This window comes from Rhodococcus sp. 14-2483-1-2 (genome assembly GCF_002259405.1).
In the GTDB taxonomy this organism is placed as follows: domain Bacteria; phylum Actinomycetota; class Actinomycetes; order Mycobacteriales; family Mycobacteriaceae; genus Rhodococcoides.
Genome location: NZ_NPFW01000013.1, coordinates 464,357 through 482,703 on the forward strand (window position 1 = coordinate 464,357; position 18,347 = coordinate 482,703).

Consider the following 18,347-nt stretch of genomic DNA (forward strand, 5'->3'; position numbering starts at 1 on the left):
GCCTGTCAGGAGCGGCGGCCGCGGAACGGCGCACGTGAAAATGTGGCCCCGGATACACGTCGATCCGTCTGTGTCAACCCCTGATTCGGCACCACTATGCCCCTGACCTGCACCGTTGATATGAGCCGTGGTATTCTGGGTAAATCGAAAGGGGCACTTGTCACATGATTTTCAAGGTCGGAGACACCGTCGTTTACCCCCATCACGGAGCGGCGCTGATCGAAGCGATAGAGACACGCACCATCAAGGGTGAACCGAGAGAGTACTTGGTTCTCAAGGTCGCGCAAGGCGACCTCACCGTTCGAGTTCCCGCGGACAATGCAGAGTACGTAGGCGTTCGCGACGTCGTCGGGCAAGAAGGTCTCGACAAAGTCTTTCAGGTGCTTCGCGCGCCGCACACCGAAGAGCCCACCAACTGGTCGCGTCGGTACAAGGCCAACCTGGAGAAGCTTGCTTCCGGTGACGTGAACAAGGTTGCCGAGGTCGTCCGCGATCTCTGGCGACGTGAGCAGGACCGCGGACTGTCGGCAGGCGAGAAGCGCATGCTCGCCAAGGCACGGCAGATTCTGGTCGGCGAGTTGGCACTGGCCGAAGGAACCGACCAGGCCAAGGCCGACACCATGCTCGACGAAGTTCTCGCTACCGCTTCCTAGAGTGGACGGTACCGCCGGCGACGTGGTCGCCCTGGTACCCGCTGCAGGCAAAGGCCTTCGGCTCGGACACGACGAGCCGAAGGCATTCGTCTGTCTGGGTACCGACTCTCTTCTGAAACGGTCCGTCGACGGTCTCCGGGCCTCGGGTGCCGTCGATCGCATCGTCGTCATAGTGCCGGCCGAGTTGCTCGACGCGGCCCGCCGTCATGTCGACAACGACGTCACGGTCGTGGCCGGAGGGCTCGAGCGCACCGATTCGGTGCGTGCCGGTCTCGCTGAGGTCGGCGACGCAACCGTCGTACTCGTCCACGACGCCGCCCGCGCACTCACCCCACCGACGCTGATCGCCCGCGTTGTGGCCGAGGTACGAGCCGGACGCTCGGCCGTCATCCCGGTTCTCCCGGTCGTCGACACCATCAAGGAAGTCGACATCATGGGTGCGGTTGTCGGTACCCCCGACCGCGCGAGTCTGCGCTCGGTACAGACCCCGCAGGGCTTCGACGCCGACGTCCTGCGACGCGCCTACGACGCGACCTCCGATATCTCCACCGACGACGCGGGCCTCGTCGAGCGCATCGGCGAGACGGTGCACTCCATCGTCGGCGATGCACTCGCGTTCAAGATCACCACGCCACACGACCTGCTACTGGCCGAGGCCCTGACGAGAGGCGAGTCATGAGAGTCGGCATCGGTACCGACGTGCATCCCATCGCCCCCGGTCGGCCCTGTTGGCTGGCCGGATTGCTCTTCGACGACGCGGACGGGCTCGAGGGACACTCCGACGGTGACGTCGCCTCCCACGCTCTGTGCGACGCGTTGCTGTCCGCGGCAGGTCTCGGCGATCTCGGATCGGTGTTCGGGACGGGGCGACCGGAATGGGACGGGGTCAGCGGAGCCGCCATGTTGACCGAGGTCAAGCGGCTGCTCGACGCGGATGGATTCTCGATCGGTAACGCCGCGGTGCAGATCATCGGCAACAGGCCCAAGATCGGACCGCGCCGCGTCGAGGCCCAGGAAGTTCTCTCGCGGGTGCTCGGTGCGCCGGTATCGGTGTCTGCGACCACCACGGACGGCCTCGGGCTGACCGGTCGTGGTGAAGGAATCGCGGCCATCGCGACCGCACTTGTCATGGCGAGGTAAAACCACCGGTAGCATTGCTGGTCGTGACCCTTCACCTACACGACACCGAGACGAGGGCCCTGCGGGAATTCACCCCCTTGGTCCCTGGCCATGTATCGGTGTACCTGTGTGGGGCGACGGTGCAGGGCGAACCACACATCGGCCACGTGCGCAGCGGCGTCGCGTTCGACGTACTGCGCCGCTGGTTGCTGGCGCACGATTACGACGTCGCCTTCGTCCGCAACGTCACCGACATCGACGACAAGATCCTCAACAAGGCGCGCGAGGCGGGCCGTCCGTGGTGGGAGTGGGCTGCTACCTACGAGCGATCCTTCACCTGGGCGTACGACCGACTCGGGGTACTTCCGCCATCGGCCGAGCCACGCGCCACCGGGCACATCACGCAGATGGTCCGGATGATCGAGCGCCTGATCGAACGCGGCCACGCCTACGCCGACGAGTGCGGCGACGTCTACTTCGACGTGCAGAGCTTCCCGAGCTACGGCGCGCTGTCCGGTCACAAGCTCGACGACGTGCACCAGGGCGAGAGCGTCGCCGAGGGCAAGCGCGATCCCCGCGATTTCACGCTGTGGAAGGGTGCCAAGCCCGGCGAGCCGTCGTGGCCGACGCCGTGGGGCCCCGGTCGGCCCGGTTGGCACCTCGAATGCTCGGCGATGGCAGAGAACTACCTCGGTTCGGATTTCGACATCCATTGCGGTGGGCTCGATCTGGTGTTTCCGCATCACGAGAACGAGCGAGCCCAGTCGATGGCGGCCGGTGACGGCTTCTCGCGGTACTGGCTGCACAACGGCTGGGTGACGATGGGCGGCGAGAAGATGTCGAAGTCGCTCGGCAACGTCCTGTCGGTACCGAATGTGCTCAAAAAGGTTCGGCCGCAGGAGCTTCGGTTCTACCTCGGTGGCGCGCACTATCGCTCGATGCTGGAATACTCCGACACCGCGCTCGAGACCGCAGCCGTGACGTACCGGGGCATCGAAGGGTTCGTCCGACGAGCCGTCGAACGTGCCGGCGACGTACCGATGGGCAAGTGGACCACAGGATTCGCCGCGGCTCTCGACGACGACCTCGGAGTTCCCAAGGCGTTGGCCGAGATTCACGCCACCGTCACCCTCGGCAACACCGCGCTCGAGTCCGGTGACCTACCGGCTGCGGTGGAGTACGCGGGCAGCGTGCGGGCGATGCTGGACATCCTCGGTGTCGACCCGCTCGATCCGCACTGGATCAGCGACAGTGGTTCCGACGCAGCAGCTCTCGGCGCTCTCGGCGTTCTGGTCGAGGCCGAGCTGGAGCGTCGAGCAACGGCGAAGGCGACCAAGGACTGGGCCGCCGCAGACGACATACGGACACGACTGGCCAAGGCCGGAGTCGACGTGACAGATACACCCAACGGGCCGGAATGGTCGCTGGGTACGAGCAAGACCGACGAAGCAGGTTTGTGATGGCAGGCAATTCGAGTAGGCGCGGCGCGATCCGCAAGGACGGCACCAAGAAGGGGCAGGTCGCCGGTTCCGGAGGCAAACGTCGTAAGGGCCTCGAGGGCCGCGGCGCGACGCCTCCCGCCTCCGAGCGCACCAAGCACCCCGCCGCGCGTCGGGCCAAGCTCGCCGAGAAGTCCGCGCAGAATCGCGGTGCCACCACCGGCGGCCGCGCGGGCGGACGACCGGCAGGCCGCAAGGCCGAAGACGGTCCCGAAGTGGTGCTCGGTCGCAACCCGGTCGTCGAGTGCCTGCGTGCAGGCGTGCCCGCCACCGCACTGTGGGTCGCCGTCGGTACCGACAGCGACGATCGGCTCAAGGAAGCCGTGCAGCGCGCAGGCGATGCGCGGATCTCCATCCTCGAAGTTCCCCGTTCGGATCTGGACAAGCTCAGCGCCAACGGACTGCACCAGGGCCTGGCCTTGCAGGTCCCGCCGTACCGCTACGCGCACCCCGACGACCTGATCTCGAACGCGCGCACGCACCAGGAACCCGCACTGCTCGTCGCGCTCGACAACATCACCGACCCACGCAACCTCGGTGCCGTCGTGCGATCGGTCGCTGCCTTCGGCGGCCATGGCGTCGTGATCCCGCAGCGGCGCAGCGCCAGCGTGTCCGCGGTGGCGTGGCGTACCAGCGCCGGTGCCGCCGCTCGCCTGCCCATCGCCCGAGCAGTCAATCTCACTCGTACGCTCAAGGATTGGCAGTCCAAGGGAGTCACCGTCGTCGGCCTCGATGCCGGTGGCGACACCGAACTCGACACCTTCGACGGTAAGGGTCCGGTCGTCATCGTCGTCGGATCCGAGGGCAAGGGCCTCTCGCGTCTGGTCAGCGAGACCTGCGATCACATCCTGTCGATCCCGATGGCCGGGCCGGTCGAGTCGCTCAATGCCTCCGTGGCTGCGGGCGTCGTGTTGGCCGACATCGCGCGGCAACGCCGCGGGTAGACCCTAGGTTCTGATACGGGCGGCGGTGTCGTGCATCGCCGGGACGACGGTATCGATCATGTCGGTCGGGGTGTAGTTCCTCGCGTGCAGTGACGTGTTCAGTGCTGCCACGACGGTGCCGTTGCTGTTTCGCAAAGGCACTGCCGCAGCACGCATTCCGACGTCGAGTTCATCGACGACCTCGGACCAGCCTGCGCTGCGCACCCGAGTGATCTCGGCGCGCAGTGCGTCTCGATCTACCAGTGTGCGCGGGGTCAGGGCTTCGATGGGGGCGTCGGCGAAATAGCGTTCGAGTTCGCTCTCGGGGAGGGCTGCGAGCAGCACTCGACCCGATGATGTTGCGTGCGCGGGGAATCGAGTGCCCAGCGTGATGACGACCCGCAACATCCGCGACGACGGAACGCGCGCGACATAGACGATGTCGAACCCGTCGAGGATGGCCACCGAGGTCGTTTCGCCCAATTGTCGTGCCAGCGCTTCGATGTGGGGTTCGGCCAGGCGCGGCAGGTCCATTCCGGACAGGAACGAGAAGCCCAGATTCATCACTCGTGGGGTGAGGGTGAACTGACGGCCGTCCTGACGGACGAATCCCAGCTCTGCCAGGGTCAGCAACAGTCGGCGGGCCGTGGCTCTGGTGACTCCGACGGCCTCGGCGACCTCGGTGAGCGTGCGGGCCGGATGCGCGTCGTCGAAGCACTGGAGCACGTTCAGGCCGCGTTCGAGTGACTGCACGAACCAGGTGGGGCGTTGGTCGTCGGGTGCGATCTCGGCCGTCATGGTTCGAGTCTGCCTCATCGTTCTGTTCGCGCTGCATCACACCGTCCACTGCTTGTGGTCTTGACCACAACGGCCGCATCTGGCTACAGTTGTGCGAATAACAAACAACTGTGCGCTATACGCACAAAATCGAAGGGCCGACAAGTGAACGTTGACGTCGCAGTCGCGGACGGATCCAGAGCACGGAAGGCTGCCATCGGCAGCTTCGTCGGTGCCGTGGTCGAGTGGTACGACTTCCTGCTGTACGGCATCATCGCCGCGCTGGTGTTCAACTCCCAATTCTTTCCCAGCGTCTCGCCCGCAGTCGGCGTGATGGCGGCGTTCGCCACCTTCGGCGTCGGCTTCCTCTTCCGTCCTCTGGGCGGCATCTTCTTCGGGCACTACGGCGACCGTCTCGGACGCAAGCGCATGCTGATCTGGACGATGCTGTTGATGGGCGTCGCAACCGCGTTGATCGGCCTGGTTCCCAACTTCGAGTCGATCGGCTGGTTCGCGCCGCTGCTCCTGGTGCTGCTGCGTGCGATCCAGGGCTTCGCCGTCGGCGGCGAATGGGGCGGAGCATCTCTGATGGCCGTCGAGAGCGCGCCGGCGAAGAAGAAGGCGTTCTACAGCAGTGGCGTCCAGGTCGGCTACTCCGTCGGACTCATCCTCGCCACCGGCGCGGTCACCATCATGAGCAACCTGCTCAGCGACGACGCATTCACCAGCTGGGGCTGGCGCGTCCCGTTCCTGGCCAGCGCGGTGCTCGTGCTGTTCGGCCTGTGGATCCGATCCGGTGTCGAGGAATCACCCGTGTTCGAGCAGGCAGTCGAGGAGAGCGGCGAGAAGAAGAAGCTGCCGGTCATCCAGGCGATCACCGAGCACCCCGGCTCGTTCCTCAAGATCATCGCGCTGCGCATGGCAGAGCTGTTCACCATGTACATCGTCACCACGTTCGCCCTGAGCTACACCGTCAACGAACTGGGCTACGAGCGTCAGTTCATGCTCAACGTCGCGCTGCTGGTCGGTGCCATCGGCATCCTGAGCATCCCGACCTACGCCGCGATCGCCGACCGCTTCGGCCGCAAGCCGATCTTCGTCACCGGTGCCGTCGTCGGCGCACTGGCAGCCGTACCGTTCTTCCTCTCCCTGCAGGCAGCGTCGGTGGTCGCCATCGTGATCCTCGCCGTCATCCTGGTCAACGTCTCGCACGACATGGTGGTCTCGGTGCAGCAGCCCCTGTTCACCGAGATGTTCGGCCCCGAACTGCGCTACAGCGGAGCCGGTGTGGGATATCAGGTCGCCAGCGCGATCGCCGGCGGCTTCACCCCGTTCATCGCAGCAGCGCTGGTCAGCTGGAACGACGGCTCCTGGCATTACGTCGCGGCGTACCTGGCCCTGGGGTGCATCATCTCGGCCGTGGTCGCGGCACTGATGAAGAACATGGGCTCCTCCGATGTCACCTCCATCTCCGATCAGGCCGCCCCTGCAGCAGAAGCCGTTGTTGCAGAGCGTGTCTCGAAGTCGGTATGACCTCACTGACCCTGGTCGGTTCGCACGCGTCCACCGCGATGTCACCCGCGCTGTGGACGCGTGCGTTCGAGATAGCCGACGTGCCTTCCCGCTACGACGCCTGGGAGGTCGCCGACGTCGCCGACCTCCCCGATGTCGAGAATGCCCTGCGGGGCGGCCGTACCGATGCTGCGAACGTGACGATGCCCTGGAAGCACTGGGCTGCAACGGTTGCCGACGAGGTCGACCCGGATGTATCGATCTCGGGGGTGGCCAACCTGCTGTTCCTGCGTGCGGGAGCCCTGTTCGCCATGAACACCGACATCGCGGCGGTTCGAGCGGCCACCTCGGGACGCACCTTCGGCTCGGCACTTCTGCTCGGAGCCGGTGGAGCCGCGCATGCCGCCGCCTTCGCGTTGCAGGGCCGCATCGACAGACTGGTGGTCTCGGACGTCGACAGGCGCTCGGCGGCAGGACTCGTCGCCGAGCTCGACGGGTACGACGGATCGGCCTCGGTTGTCGACTGGTCGGATCGGGCAGTGAATCTGGACTCCTACGACCTGGTGATCAACGCGACGCCGATCGGCCGCGACGGCTCGGAGGATCAGCTGGCCTGGGGAGCAGGAGAACTGGCGGCGGGGGCCACGGTGTACGACTTCGTCTATGCCGACACACTCAATGCCGTCGAGTCCTATGCAGCGGACCGCGGAATCGAACTCATCGACGGATGGACGCACCTGTTCCATCAGGCCGACGCCATGGTCCGCCCGCTCGGACTACCCGAACGCATGTCCGATGCACTGCGGCGCAGCATTCGGGAGATCTGCCCGGCTGCGGCCGGAATCAACCGATAGCGCGAAACCGTATCGGTGTTCCGGGGGTGAGCTGCGCAGCGGCGGACACGTCCACTGCAGTGACGACGGCGATCACCGGATAGCCGCCCGTGACGGGGTGGTCGGCGAGAAACAGCACCGGCTGCCCCGACGGCGGAACCTGCAGAGCGCCGAGAACCATTCCTTCGCTGGCCAATTCGCTGTCGACGGCTCGGTCCAGGGGTTCGGCACCGTCCAGCCTGATGCCGACGCGATCCGAATCCTGCGTAACGGTCCACGACTGTTCGAGCAGAAGCGATCGGGCGCGCTCGGTGAACCAGTTCTCGCGCGGCCCGAACGTGACATGCAGTGTGGCTCGGATCGATGGCGGCGGTACGAACTCCGCTGCGGGCCAACGGCCGCTGTCGTCGCCGACGGCCAATACGGTGCCGGAGGAGAGTGCTGCGGGCCCGAGGCCGGACATCGTGTCCGTCGACCGACTGCCGAGGACGGTGGGAACGTCGATCCCGCCTCGCACGGCGACGTAGCTACGCAGACCCCATGTCGGCGTGGACAATTCCAGTTCCTGTCCGGCTCGGACCACGAGCGTCGAATGCAACCCCTGCACGGCACCGTCCACGCGGCAGATCACGTGTGCCCCGGTGACCGCCACGACGGCGTCGAACTCGGCGCGTAGTTTCAGGCCACCGAAGGTCACCTCCAGGGTCGCGGCGTCGGAGTTGTTGCCCACCAATCGGTTCGCGGCATCGTGTGAATGCCGGTCCGCGGCACCCGAGCAGCCGACTCCGATCGACGCATACCCCGGGCGACCGCGATCCTGCACGGTGCACAGTGGTCCCGTCTGCAGAACGGTCACGGCTCTCATGCCTGCTCGAATCGGACGACAGTGCCGGGTCGCAGCAGCGCGGGGGGATCGCGGTCGAGGTTCCACAGGGGCGCGTCGGTGCGTCCTATCAGCTGCCAGCCGCCAGGGGAGGAGCGCGGATAGATGCCCGAGAACTCACCTGCCAGCCCCACCGAACCGGCCGGAACGCTGGTGCGCGGTGACGTGCGCCGCGGAACGTGCAGCCGCGTGTCGGTGCCGACGAGATAGCCGAAGCCGGGCGCGAAGCCGCCGAACGCAACGGTCCACGCTCGGCCGGTATGTGCGGCAACGACTTCGGTGGTCGTCAGGCCGGTCAGGCGCGCAACCTCGTCGAGGTCTTCGCCGTCGTAGACCACCGAGATGGTCACGGTGTCGGACCGGTCGTCGACCGCGGTGACTGCGGGTTCGGTGGCCGAGATCCAATCCAGCACCGGCTGCTTCGGCCCGTCGAACATCACCAGTACGGTGCGAGCGGCGGGAACCAGATCGACGACGCCTACCGGTGTGTTCAGCGAAAGCGCACGGTAATACGCCATCGTCTCGTCCAGCCCGTCGAACTCGACGAGTACTGCGTTCTCGCCCGCAGGCACAATGCGCATCAGACGAAGGCTGTCACGGCGATGCCGTTGCTGCGCAGCAGTTCCGATACGGCCGTTGCCATCGCGACCGCCCCGGGGGAGTCGCCGTGCAGGCAGATCGACTCGGCCGCGACATCGATGCGCGAGCCGTCGACAGCCAGGGTCGTGCCGTCGGTGATCATGGTCAACACACGCCGGGCGACGGCGTCGGGATCGGACAGCACGGCACCGGGTTCCGAGCGGGACACCAGCGTTCCCTGCGGGGTGTACGCGCGGTCGGCGAAAGCCTCTGCGACGGTGCGTAGTCCGGCTCGTTCGGCTTCCTCGAGGAACACCGAACCGGGCAGGCCGAGCACCGGCAGTGTGGGGTCGTAGGCGAGAACGGCGTCGACCACGGCCTTGGCCTGGCCGCGGTGGTGCACGATCGCGTTGTACAGCGCGCCGTGCGGTTTGACGTAGGCGACGGCCGAACCGGAGGCTCGAGCGAGGCCGTCGAGTGCGCCGATCTGATAGATCACGTCGGCGGTGAGGTCGGCGGGGGAGACGTCGAGAAAGCGTCGGCCGAACCCGGCGAGGTCGTGATAGCCCACCTGCGCTCCGATTCGCACGGCTCGGTCCGCAGCCGCGCGGCACGTCCGCAACAGGGTGGTGGGATCTCCGGCGTGAAAACCGCACGCGACGTTGGCGCTCGAGACCACGGTCAGCATGGCGTGGTCGTCGCCGAGAGTCCATGCGCCGTAGCTTTCGCCGAGATCGGCATTGAGATCGATGGACACCCTCGACATCCTAGGCGGCGACGAGCCGTCCGGAGTTCGCCTTGCGGGTTGCCCCGATGCCGCGGCAGACGAGATAGATGACGAAGGAGATGGTGGTGACGAACGTCGAGACCGGCAGACCGGGGGCGAGGGAGAGCAGGATGCCTCCGACGGCGGCGATCTCGGCGAACAGGATGGACAGCAGTGTCGCCTTGAGCGGGCTGGCCGTCACCCGCGCGGCGGCCGCGGCCGGGGTGATGAGCAGCGAGAGCACCAGCAGGGCTCCGACGATCTGAACGCCGAGCGCACACGCGACGCCGACGAGCACGGCGAAGACCACCGAGAGTGCGCGGACGGGGACGCCGCGGGCCAGCGCGACCTCGGGGTCGGTGCTGGCGAACAGCAGCGGCCGATAGACCACGGTGAGGACGATCAACACCAGAACCGCGCACACCAGCAGCAACTGGATGCCGCTCTGCCCGACGCCGACGATCTGGCCGATGAGCAGTGAGAAGCTGGTTCCGGTTCGGCCGGGGTAGAGCCAGATGAACAACACCGACAGGCCGAGGCCGAAGGACATGATGACGCCGATGACCGAGTCGCGGTCGCGGGCCTTGCTTCCGAGCAGGGCGAACATCACCGCCGCGACCACGGACCCCACGATGGCTCCGAGGCCGACGGTGATGCCGACGAGCAGCGCGGCGGACGCACCGGTGAGCGAGAGTTCACTCGATCCGTGCACCGCGAACGCCCACTGGCGGCTGACGATCAGCGGACCGAGTGCACCGGCGAGCAATCCGAGGATCGCGGCGGCGAGCAGCGCCTGCTGGACGAAGTCGTAGGTCAGCAGATTGGCTGTGGTGTCGAAGTCGAGCATCTTCGAGAATGCGTCGAGAACTTTCTCGTTCATGCCTTGTCTTCTCTGTCGTGCGGCACGGGTGGGTGGTGTGCGCCTGCCGAGCCGAGCGCATCGATCGAGTCGCCGGTTCCGACCACGACGAGCCGGCCGCGAACCTTCAGGACCTCGACCTCGGTGCCGTACAGCTCGGAGAGCACCTCGGTGGTCATGACCTCCTCGGGAGTCCCGATGCGGAACCGGCCGTCGACGATGTAGACGATGCGGTCGACGAGCGGCAGGATCGGGTTGATCTCGTGCGTCACGAACAGCACTGCCGTGTCGTGCTCACGCCGTCGGCGATCGATGAGGCTCGAGACGAGTGATTGGTTGGCGAGGTCGAGGCTGAGCAGAGGCTCGTCGCACAGCAACACCGACGGATCGCCGACGAGTGCCTGGGCGATGCGCAGTCGCTGCTGCTCACCGCCGGACATCGAGCCGACGGGTGCGCCCGCGAAGGAGTTGGCGTCGACCTGATCGATCGCGCGCTGCACCGTCTCCTTGCGCTGTCGCATGCCGCGGAGGCCCATGCCCCATTTGTGGCCGTCCCAGCCGAGGCCGACGAGATCGCGTCCGCGCAGGGGGAGATCGTCGTCGATGTTGCGTTGCTGGGGCACGTAGCCGACGCCCGACTGGCCGCGGCGGACGGGATGGCCGTCGATCGCGGCTGTGCCGGACGTGAGGTGATTCTGGCCGAGCAGCACCTTGAGCAGAGACGTCTTGCCCGACCCGTTGGGGCCGAGAACGGCGACGAACTCGCCCTTCTCGACCGCCAGATCCAGGTTCTGCCACAGCGTGCGCTCGCCGAACGCCAGTCCGGCATCGCGCAGTTCTACAGCAGGCATGTACTACAGCTTTCCATCAGCAGGTCCGAGATCAGGAGTCGGATCGGCTCAAGGGGCGGTTGCGAGGGCGGCCTGCAGATCCGTCGCTGCCTTGGTCTGCCACTCGATGTACGTCATCCCGGCGGGCAGAGTTTCGGTGACCTCGACGACGGGGATGCCCGCGGCCTCGCTGGTGGAGCGAATGTCCTGCGTCACGGCGTCTTCGGTCTGGATGTTGTAGACCAGCGCGCGGACGGACTTCGAGGTGAACAGATCACGTGTTGCAGCGATCGATGCCGGAGACGGGTCGTTGCCCTCCTCGATGGAGTTCTTGAAATCCTCGGGGGTGCGATCGTCGAGCTCGGACTCCTCGATGAGGTAGTGCGCGATCGGCTCGGTCTGCGCAACCGGTGCGTTCGGGTGGTCGGCGGCGATCTTCGCCGTCACGTCGGTGATGCCGTGCACCTGCTCGTGGAAGGTCTCGGCGTTGGCGGTGTACTGCGCAGCGTTGTCGGGATCGAGCTGGCCGAGCTTGTCGGCGATCTCCTCGGCGGTGTGCGCTGCCACCTCGGCGTCGTACCAGACGTGTTCGTTGACCTCGCCGTGCGAATGGCCGTCACCGTCCGTTGCCTCTGCTTCCGGCGTCGCTTCGCCGGAGGCGGGCTCGGAGTCGTGATCGTGGCTCTCGTCCAGCAGCGTGAAGGCATCGACCGACGGCACGTCCTTGCCCTCGGAACCGAGGATGTCCTCGATGAACTGGTCGTAGCCGCCGCCGTTGTAGACCACGAGCGACGCCTCGGCGACGGCGGCTGCGTCGGCGGGGCTCGCCTCGTAGGAGTGCGGGTCCGCGGAGGGATCGGAGATGAGCGAGGTCACTGTCGCCAGATCGCCTGCCACCGCTTCGGCGACGCTTCCCCAGACGTTGGTGGACGCGACGATCGTGATCGGTCCGTCGACAGGGGTGGCCGGGGCGGACTCGATGCTCGCGGAGTCGGTGGAGCTGCATGCGCTGAGCGTGAGGGCTGCGGCGCAGGTCAGGCCGAGTGCGGCCGTGAGTTTGGTCCGGGACGCGCGACGGATGGACGACATCGATGTACTCCTGAAGGGCAAGGCTTGACGCTAATGGAAACCGTTACCGTTGTACTCTAGCGTTCGACGGGCCTTTGTTCGAATCGGACGAAGACGACCTCGAGTTTCTTCGCGGTGCGTAGTGGGACTAACGTCCCGGTTATGGTCAGGTCAAGCGAACCGCGACGTCAGGCGACGTTGGCGTCGATCGCTGCCGAACTGAAGGTTTCGCGCACCACCGTCTCGAACGCCTACAACCGACCCGATCAGCTCTCCCCTGAACTCCGCGAACGCGTCCTTCAGGCCGCCAAGCGTCGGGGATATGCAGGCCCCGACCCGGTCGCTCGATCGCTGCGCACCCGTAAGGCCGGTGCCATCGGGCTGCTTCTCACCGAAGCTCTGAGCTACTCCTTCCGCGACCCGGCCGCGATGAGCTTCCTCGCCGGACTCGCCGAATCCTGCGAAGCCGCCGGACAGGGCCTACTGCTCATCCCCGCCGGAGCCGAACGCGACGACGTGCAAGCCGCAGCCGTCGTCCAACAAGCAGGAGTCGACGGCTTCGTCGTCTACTCCGTCGCCGACGACGACCCGTACCTCGCGGCCGTTCGCGAACGCCACCTACCGATCGTCGTCTGCGACCAACCCCGCAATATCCCCGAAGCGGCCCTCGTCGCCATCGACGACCGTGGCGCGATGAAAATGCTTGCCGCACATCTGATCTCGCAGGGACACGAGCACCTCGCGGTGCTGTGCATGAGGCTCGGACGCGACCGCCGCGATGGCGTCGTACCCCCGGGACGGTTGGCGGACAGCCACTTCCACGTCCAACGCGAACGCATCGCCGGCGTCCAAGCAGCCATGATCGACGCCGGACTCGACCCCGACATCCTCACCGTCGTCGAACGCTTCGACCACACCGTCCGCTCCGGACACTCCGCGGCAGCCCAAGCACTCCAGGCGAACCGCGAAACCACCGCCCTGCTCTGCACCACCGACGTCATCGCTCTCGGCGCACTCAACTTCGCGAGGGTCTCCGGAATCGATGTGCCGGGCCAACTCTCGGTCACCGGATTCGACGGCATCTCCGACGCCATCCGCGAGAACCTCACCACCGTGCGCCAGGACGCCGAAGAAAAAGGCCGTCGAGCAGGCAAACTGGTGCTCTCGTCCTCGCACTCGGGCATCGTCGCCGCCGAAACCCTGCCGACCGAACTCTTCCGCGGCCGAACCGCAGGACCGCCGCCGAAACAGCCGCCCGCTATCGCCTGAGCTGAGCTGAGCTGAGCCGCCCGCCCCGTTCGCGTCAATGGACCACTGCACGGCTCAGACGTATGCAATGTGCCATTCACGCAGCAGACCCCAGTGGGTGAATGAACCATTGCAGGGCTCAGACGTATGCAGTGGTCCATTGACGCGGAGCCGGAGCCGGAGCCGGGGCGGGGTCAGGCAGGCTGAGCGCTGAGCAATCTCGCGCAACGCAGCAGGCCCAGGTGACTGTAGGCCTGCGGATGGTTGCCGAGCGATCGTTCGGCGATGGGGTCGTATTCCTCACTGAGTAGTCCGGTGGGGCCTGCGGCGCTGACGAGTTGAGCGAACAGTGCTTCGGCTTCGGCGCGTTGTCCCACGAGGAGGTATGCCTCCACGAGCCAGGCCGCGCAGAGATGGAAGCCGCCCTCGCCGCCGGGGAGTCCGTCGTCGTGGCGGTAGCGGTAGACGGTGGAGCCGCTGCGTAGTTCGGCTTCGGTGGCGGTGACGGTGGCCGCGAAGCGTGGGTCTGCCGGGTCGATCAGGCCGGACAGTCCGATGAACAACGTCGCGGCGTCGAGGTCGGTGCCGTCGTAGGCGGCGGTGAAGGACTGCACCTCCTCGTTCCAGCCGTTGGCGAGCACTTCCTCGCGGATGGTCTCGCGCAGAGCCGCCCAGGCGGGTTCTGTTGTGCGACCGAAGGTTTCGGCCAGACGGATGGCCCGATCGACGGTGATCCAGCCCATCACCTTGGAGTAGACATGATGACGGGGGTTGTCGCGGATTTCCCAGATGCCGTGGTCGGGCTCGAACCAGCGACGTTCGACGGCTTCGACCATGGCGCGGACGAGTTCCCAGTCGTCGTCGGAGAGACCGTTCTCGGACCCCTTCGCCTTGCGTGCGTGGGCGAGAGCGGACACCAGTTCGACGATGGGGCCGAAGACGTCGAGCTGAACCTGTTGATTGGCAGCATTTCCCACGCGCACCGGACGCGAGCCGGCGTAGCCGGGCAGCTCGTCGATGACGGCCTCGGGCGGAAGTCCGAGACCCCAGATGGTGTAGAGCGGGTGCAGACGCTCGGGGCCGGAGACCGATTCGAGTACCCCGTGAATCCAGGAGAGGTAGTTCTCGGCCTCGGCCGTCGATCCGACGTCGACCAGCGCGGCTGCGGTGAGTGCGGCGTCGCGCAGCCAGCAGTAGCGGTAGTCCCAGTTACGGACTCCGCCGATGTCCTCGGGCAGTGACGTGGTGGCCGCGGCCATGATCGAGCCGGACTCGGCGTGCACGAGTCCACGGAGAGTCAGTGCGGATCGCTTCATCAGATCGCGCTTGAGTGGAGGCAGGTCCAGGCCGTCGGCCCAGTCCTTCCAGTACGCCTCCGATGCGCGGCGACGCTCCACCTCGTCCCATGGGTGCTGACTCAGATCGTTTGTGCCGAGCCGCAATTCGAGAACGATCGGTCCGTCGGACGGATCGACCTCCGCGTGTGCCGTCTGCTGGGATCCGTCGGAGACGATGTTCCAGGTGACGCCGGGGCTGCGCAGCACCATCGGATCTGCCGTACCGACGATGCGCAGGCCGTCGACATCGGGTTCGATCGAGGCCCACGCCTTTCCGAATTCCGGACGCGGTGCGAAGGTCACCACAGCGGTTGCCTTGCCGGTGATGACTCGCGTCAGCGCGGTCTGGCCCTGGCCGATGTCGTGCGGCAGGTAATCGGTGACCTGCAAGCTGGCCCATTTGGTCTGCACCGTCATCGTGCCGTCCACGTACTGCTGACTCAGTGGAAGTGATGCGCGGGTGGGTCCGACGCTGAAGTGGCCGGCCTGATCGCCGCCGAGCAGGTGCGCGAACACGGCTGCGGAATCGGGCTCGGGGTGACACAGCCAGGTGACGTCGGCGTCGGGGGTCAGCAGCGCAACGGCATTGGGGCTGGCGAGCATCGTCAGTCGTTCGATGCGCGGGGCGTCGGCTCCCGAAAGCCACTGCCGGCGCTCTTCGAGGAGGAATGCCAGGGCGAGCGCGACGTGCTCGGTGCTGTCGATGCGGAACTCCGCGAGGGTGTCTCCCGGTCCGATCTTGACGCCGATGTCCGGCCCGTGCAGGTGTCCGAAGGCCTTCTCGTCGGTGACGTCGTCGCCGAAAAAGACTGCGGCAGTAGCGGCTTCCTGGTGCCGAAGAATGTCGAGGGCGACGCCCTTGTCGGTGACGATGACTGCCAGTTCGATGACGGACTTGCCCTCGGTGACCTGAACGCCGTCCCGTGCGGCCGCGCCGGATCGCACTGCTGCGAGCGCTTCGTCACCGGCGGTGGTCTCGGCGTTGCGGACGTGCAGCGCGACGCTGGCCGGCTTGGTCTCGATGCTGACGCCGGGATGGGCGTCGGCGATGGCCTGGAGTTCTCCGGTGATGACGGTGAGGAGCTTCTTGGCGTTCTCGTCGATGGCGTTGATGAATCCGGCGTCGAACTCACTGCCGTGGCTGCCCACCAGCTGTACCTCGGACGGCAGCCGGGAGAGGATCGCGAGATCGCGGAGGGCACGTCCGGAGATGACGGCGGCGTTGGTGCCGGCCAGGGAAGCGAGCCCGCGCATGGCGCTGACCGACTCGGGGTGAGGGAAGGCCTTCTGTGGGTCGGAGACGATCGGTGCCATGGTGCCGTCGTAATCGGACGCGACGAGCAGACGCGGAGTCCGAGCTACTCCGACGAGTGCGCGGCGAAGTTCGAGCGGCAATTCGAGAGCAGTCACCCGTCGAATCTAGGCGATGAACCCCGCCTCGGCGTACCTGGCTTTGTGCGCTCGACGCATCACTGCTGGTCGGGGACCAGACCGGGCGACGGAGTCACACCGGAGGCCGCCGACATCGAGGCCGCGGACTTGGTGACGATGGCCAACATGGCTCGCTGCGCGCCGTCTGCGTCGCCGGATTGGATCGACGACGCGACCACGCCGTGCAGTCGGATCGCCTCCGGGTCGGCCTGCCGCGACATCAGTGCGTGGCGGGTGCGGCCGGCGAGCACCTCCACCACGATGTCGGACATCGACCGCAACATCGGGTTGCCCGAGGCCGCCAGCAACGTGCGATGGAAGTTGCTGTCGTGTTCGAGGTAGGCGTCGGAGTCCGCGGCCCGGGACGTCGACGACATTCCGATGACGGCGGCCGTCAGTGCGCCGCATTGCTCGGGCGTTGCTCGATGTGCGGCGAGCTTGGCTGCCAAAGGCTCGATGCCCGAACGTAACTCGCTGAGCAACAGTAACTGCTCGGCGCGGGCGGGCCCGGCCAGTTGCCAGCGGATGACCACCGGGTCCAGGGAGTTCCAGTTCTGCGAGCCCTGCACGGTGATCCCCACGCGTCGACGCACGGTGAGCAACCCAAGCGATTCCAGGACGCGGACCACTTCCCGGACGACGGTCCGTGACACGGTGAACCGCACGGCGACGTCGTCGGCCGAGATTCGGGTCCCGCTCGGGATCGCGCCGCTCACGATGTCGCGACCGAGCTCGTCGAGCACCGAATCGTGAAGCTGGCGGAAGTCGCTGGTCTCGCTCATGTCCGGTCGATCGTCCCACGGGTCGCCCGGTTTCTCGCGTCTGTCCGATCCGCGCGGGCGTGATGGAGCAGTATCGAGGGATGGCAGCACAGACGACAGGCAGAGCACATCATCCGGTTCTCGTGGTGATGGGAGTGTCCGGATCGGGTAAATCGACGGTGGCGGGCATCCTCGCCGGAGCATTGAAATGGGACCTGCAAGAGGGCGATGACCTGCATCCGGACGCCAACGTGGCGAAGATGGCGTCGGGTCAGCCGTTGACCGACGAGGACCGGTGGCCGTGGCTCGACATCATCGCCGAGTGGATCACCGATCACACCACCACGGGCCGATCGGGAATCGTGACGTGTTCGGCACTCAAGCGGACGTATCGGGACGTGCTCGCTGCTGGGTCGAGGGAGGGCTCGGAGGTGATCTTCGTGCATCTGGCCGGAACCAAGGATCGGATCAGCGGTCGGCTCAACGCTCGGATGGACCACTTCATGCCGTCCTCGCTGCTCGATACGCAGATCTCGACCCTGGAACCGCTGGGTGAGGACGAGAACTCCATCGTCGTCGACATCGGTCCACCCCCGACCAAGATCGCCGAGCAGATTCTGCTCGAACTCGAGAAGCGGGCGGGAATGTCGGAAAGTCACTGAGAAGACCGACTGGGGCACAGGTCGCCCTGCAGCGACTGCCATCGGCCGCCTTGTCAGGTTCACCCCGCCCGGACGCGTGAATGGACCATTGCACACGTCTCGACGGTGCAATGGCCCATTCACCCCGGCCGATCCGGGCAGACCGCACCGCGTCAATGGCACTGTGCACACGTCTCGGCGGTGCAATGGTCCATTGACGCGGCGCTGGGGTTACGCCGCGACAGCCTCACGGCGGACAGGGCGCACTGCGCGATCGGTGAGGAACGCGAACGCCAATCCCAGCGCGAGCCACAGGGTCGCTTGGGTGGCCAGGGACGACAGTCGGAATTCCCAGAGCAGGGTTGCCGGGAAGTCCGCGCCGACCTCGTCGACAGTGGGCAACAGTGCATAACCGATGCCGACGATCACCAGGAACGCCGCCGTCGGCGCGCCGACACGGACTGCCACCGAAGTCTGCGACGCCACTGCCTTCGCCACGTAGATCCCGACCGCGACGGCCAGCAGCCCCAGAATCACCGTCGCCAACCACAGCCAGGTGCGCTGGGTGATGGTCTCGGGATCTCCGACGGCCGGCGGGTTCGCCGGGTACTTGAAGAACGGGACTGCT

The 18,347-nt window shown here is 66.4% G+C and carries 19 protein-coding genes; 9 read left to right on the forward strand and 10 right to left on the reverse strand.

The window, feature by feature from the left end; genetic code table 11:
- Positions 1–164: 164 nt before the first annotated feature.
- From CH295_RS13305 to rlmB, 5 genes are read left to right on the forward strand one after another with little or no spacing between them, the layout of a single operon-like run.
- Positions 165–653: a CarD family transcriptional regulator gene (locus CH295_RS13305; RefSeq protein ID WP_027494344.1), complete on the forward strand. Its 489-nt coding sequence runs from the start codon at positions 165–167 to the stop codon at positions 651–653.
- Position 654: 1 nt separating this feature from the next.
- Positions 655–1,332 (forward strand): 2-C-methyl-D-erythritol 4-phosphate cytidylyltransferase, encoded by a 678-nt coding sequence (ispD, locus tag CH295_RS13310; RefSeq protein WP_094632522.1) that lies wholly within the window; start codon positions 655–657, stop codon positions 1,330–1,332.
- A complete protein-coding gene (gene ispF / locus CH295_RS13315) occupies positions 1,329–1,793 on the forward strand; it encodes a 2-C-methyl-D-erythritol 2,4-cyclodiphosphate synthase (protein ID WP_094740963.1) in 465 nt (154 codons plus the stop codon). The genes ispD and ispF overlap by 4 nt, the downstream gene beginning before the upstream one ends.
- A gap of 23 nt (positions 1,794–1,816) precedes the next feature.
- Positions 1,817–3,232: a cysteine--tRNA ligase gene (cysS, locus tag CH295_RS13320; protein WP_094740964.1), complete on the forward strand. Its 1,416-nt coding sequence runs from the start codon at positions 1,817–1,819 to the stop codon at positions 3,230–3,232.
- Positions 3,232–4,215 (forward strand): 23S rRNA (guanosine(2251)-2'-O)-methyltransferase RlmB, encoded by a 984-nt coding sequence (rlmB, locus tag CH295_RS13325; RefSeq protein ID WP_037195058.1) that lies wholly within the window; start codon positions 3,232–3,234, stop codon positions 4,213–4,215. Before cysS ends, rlmB begins: the two co-directional genes overlap by 1 nt.
- Before the next feature lie 3 nt (positions 4,216–4,218).
- On the opposite strand, the gene CH295_RS13330 is transcribed toward rlmB, so the two are convergent.
- Positions 4,219–4,992: an IclR family transcriptional regulator domain-containing protein gene (locus tag CH295_RS13330; RefSeq protein WP_094740965.1), complete on the reverse strand. Its 774-nt coding sequence runs from the start codon at positions 4,990–4,992 to the stop codon at positions 4,219–4,221.
- A 144-nt stretch (positions 4,993–5,136) separates the two neighbouring features.
- Here CH295_RS13330 and shiA point away from each other — a divergent pair, with 144 nt between their 5' ends.
- A complete protein-coding gene (gene shiA / locus CH295_RS13335) occupies positions 5,137–6,504 on the forward strand; it encodes a shikimate transporter (protein ID WP_037195059.1) in 1,368 nt (455 codons plus the stop codon).
- Positions 6,501–7,337, forward strand: coding sequence for a shikimate dehydrogenase family protein (locus CH295_RS13340; protein ID WP_094740966.1), 837 nt, complete (start codon positions 6,501–6,503; stop codon positions 7,335–7,337). The genes shiA and CH295_RS13340 overlap by 4 nt, the downstream gene beginning before the upstream one ends.
- Here the strand turns inward: CH295_RS13340 and CH295_RS13345 are convergent.
- The 6 genes from CH295_RS13345 to CH295_RS13370 are packed head-to-tail and all read right to left on the reverse strand — an operon-like array spanning position 7,327 to position 12,322.
- The gene (locus CH295_RS13345; protein ID WP_094740967.1) at positions 7,327–8,181 is read right to left on the reverse strand and encodes a 5-oxoprolinase subunit C family protein; all 855 of its coding nucleotides are present in this window, start codon (positions 8,179–8,181) and stop codon (positions 7,327–7,329) included. The genes CH295_RS13340 and CH295_RS13345 overlap by 11 nt on opposite strands.
- The gene (gene pxpB, locus CH295_RS13350) at positions 8,178–8,780 is read right to left on the reverse strand and encodes a 5-oxoprolinase subunit PxpB (protein ID WP_094740968.1); all 603 of its coding nucleotides are present in this window, start codon (positions 8,778–8,780) and stop codon (positions 8,178–8,180) included. The genes CH295_RS13345 and pxpB overlap by 4 nt, the downstream gene beginning before the upstream one ends.
- On the reverse strand, positions 8,780–9,535 hold the full coding sequence (locus CH295_RS13355; protein WP_502694494.1) for a LamB/YcsF family protein: 756 nt from the start codon (positions 9,533–9,535) through the stop codon (positions 8,780–8,782). Before CH295_RS13355 ends, pxpB begins: the two co-directional genes overlap by 1 nt.
- Before the next feature lie 10 nt (positions 9,536–9,545).
- Positions 9,546–10,424, reverse strand: a complete 879-nt coding sequence (locus CH295_RS13360; protein ID WP_037195063.1) for a metal ABC transporter permease — start codon at positions 10,422–10,424, stop codon at positions 9,546–9,548.
- Positions 10,421–11,254 (reverse strand): metal ABC transporter ATP-binding protein, encoded by an 834-nt coding sequence (locus CH295_RS13365; RefSeq protein WP_037195064.1) that lies wholly within the window; start codon positions 11,252–11,254, stop codon positions 10,421–10,423. Before CH295_RS13365 ends, CH295_RS13360 begins: the two co-directional genes overlap by 4 nt.
- Positions 11,255–11,302: 48 nt before the next feature.
- Positions 11,303–12,322 carry a metal ABC transporter solute-binding protein, Zn/Mn family gene (locus CH295_RS13370; RefSeq protein ID WP_094740970.1) on the reverse strand — a complete coding sequence of 340 codons (1,020 nt, stop codon included), beginning with the start codon at positions 12,320–12,322 and terminating at the stop codon, positions 11,303–11,305.
- A 141-nt stretch (positions 12,323–12,463) separates the two neighbouring features.
- Between CH295_RS13370 and CH295_RS13375 the strand changes: the two genes are divergently transcribed.
- Positions 12,464–13,570 carry a LacI family DNA-binding transcriptional regulator gene (locus CH295_RS13375; RefSeq protein ID WP_037195065.1) on the forward strand — a complete coding sequence of 369 codons (1,107 nt, stop codon included), beginning with the start codon at positions 12,464–12,466 and terminating at the stop codon, positions 13,568–13,570.
- A gap of 173 nt (positions 13,571–13,743) precedes the next feature.
- Here the strand turns inward: CH295_RS13375 and otsB are convergent, their stop codons facing one another.
- Positions 13,744–16,296 carry a trehalose-phosphatase gene (gene otsB, locus CH295_RS13380; RefSeq protein ID WP_094740971.1) on the reverse strand — a complete coding sequence of 851 codons (2,553 nt, stop codon included), beginning with the start codon at positions 16,294–16,296 and terminating at the stop codon, positions 13,744–13,746.
- A 59-nt stretch (positions 16,297–16,355) separates the two neighbouring features.
- Positions 16,356–17,099, reverse strand: a complete 744-nt coding sequence (locus CH295_RS13385; RefSeq protein ID WP_037190693.1) for a FadR/GntR family transcriptional regulator — start codon at positions 17,097–17,099, stop codon at positions 16,356–16,358.
- A gap of 80 nt (positions 17,100–17,179) precedes the next feature.
- Between CH295_RS13385 and CH295_RS13390 the strand changes: the two genes are divergently transcribed.
- Complete coding sequence (locus CH295_RS13390; RefSeq protein WP_037190692.1) at positions 17,180–17,740, forward strand: gluconokinase; 561 nt, start codon at positions 17,180–17,182, stop codon at positions 17,738–17,740.
- Between the two features lie 210 nt (positions 17,741–17,950).
- On the opposite strand, the gene CH295_RS13395 is transcribed toward CH295_RS13390, so the two are convergent.
- Positions 17,951–18,347, reverse strand: a 397-nt coding sequence (locus tag CH295_RS13395; protein ID WP_141217016.1) for a CbtA family protein, incomplete at its 5' end; no start/stop codon positions are given.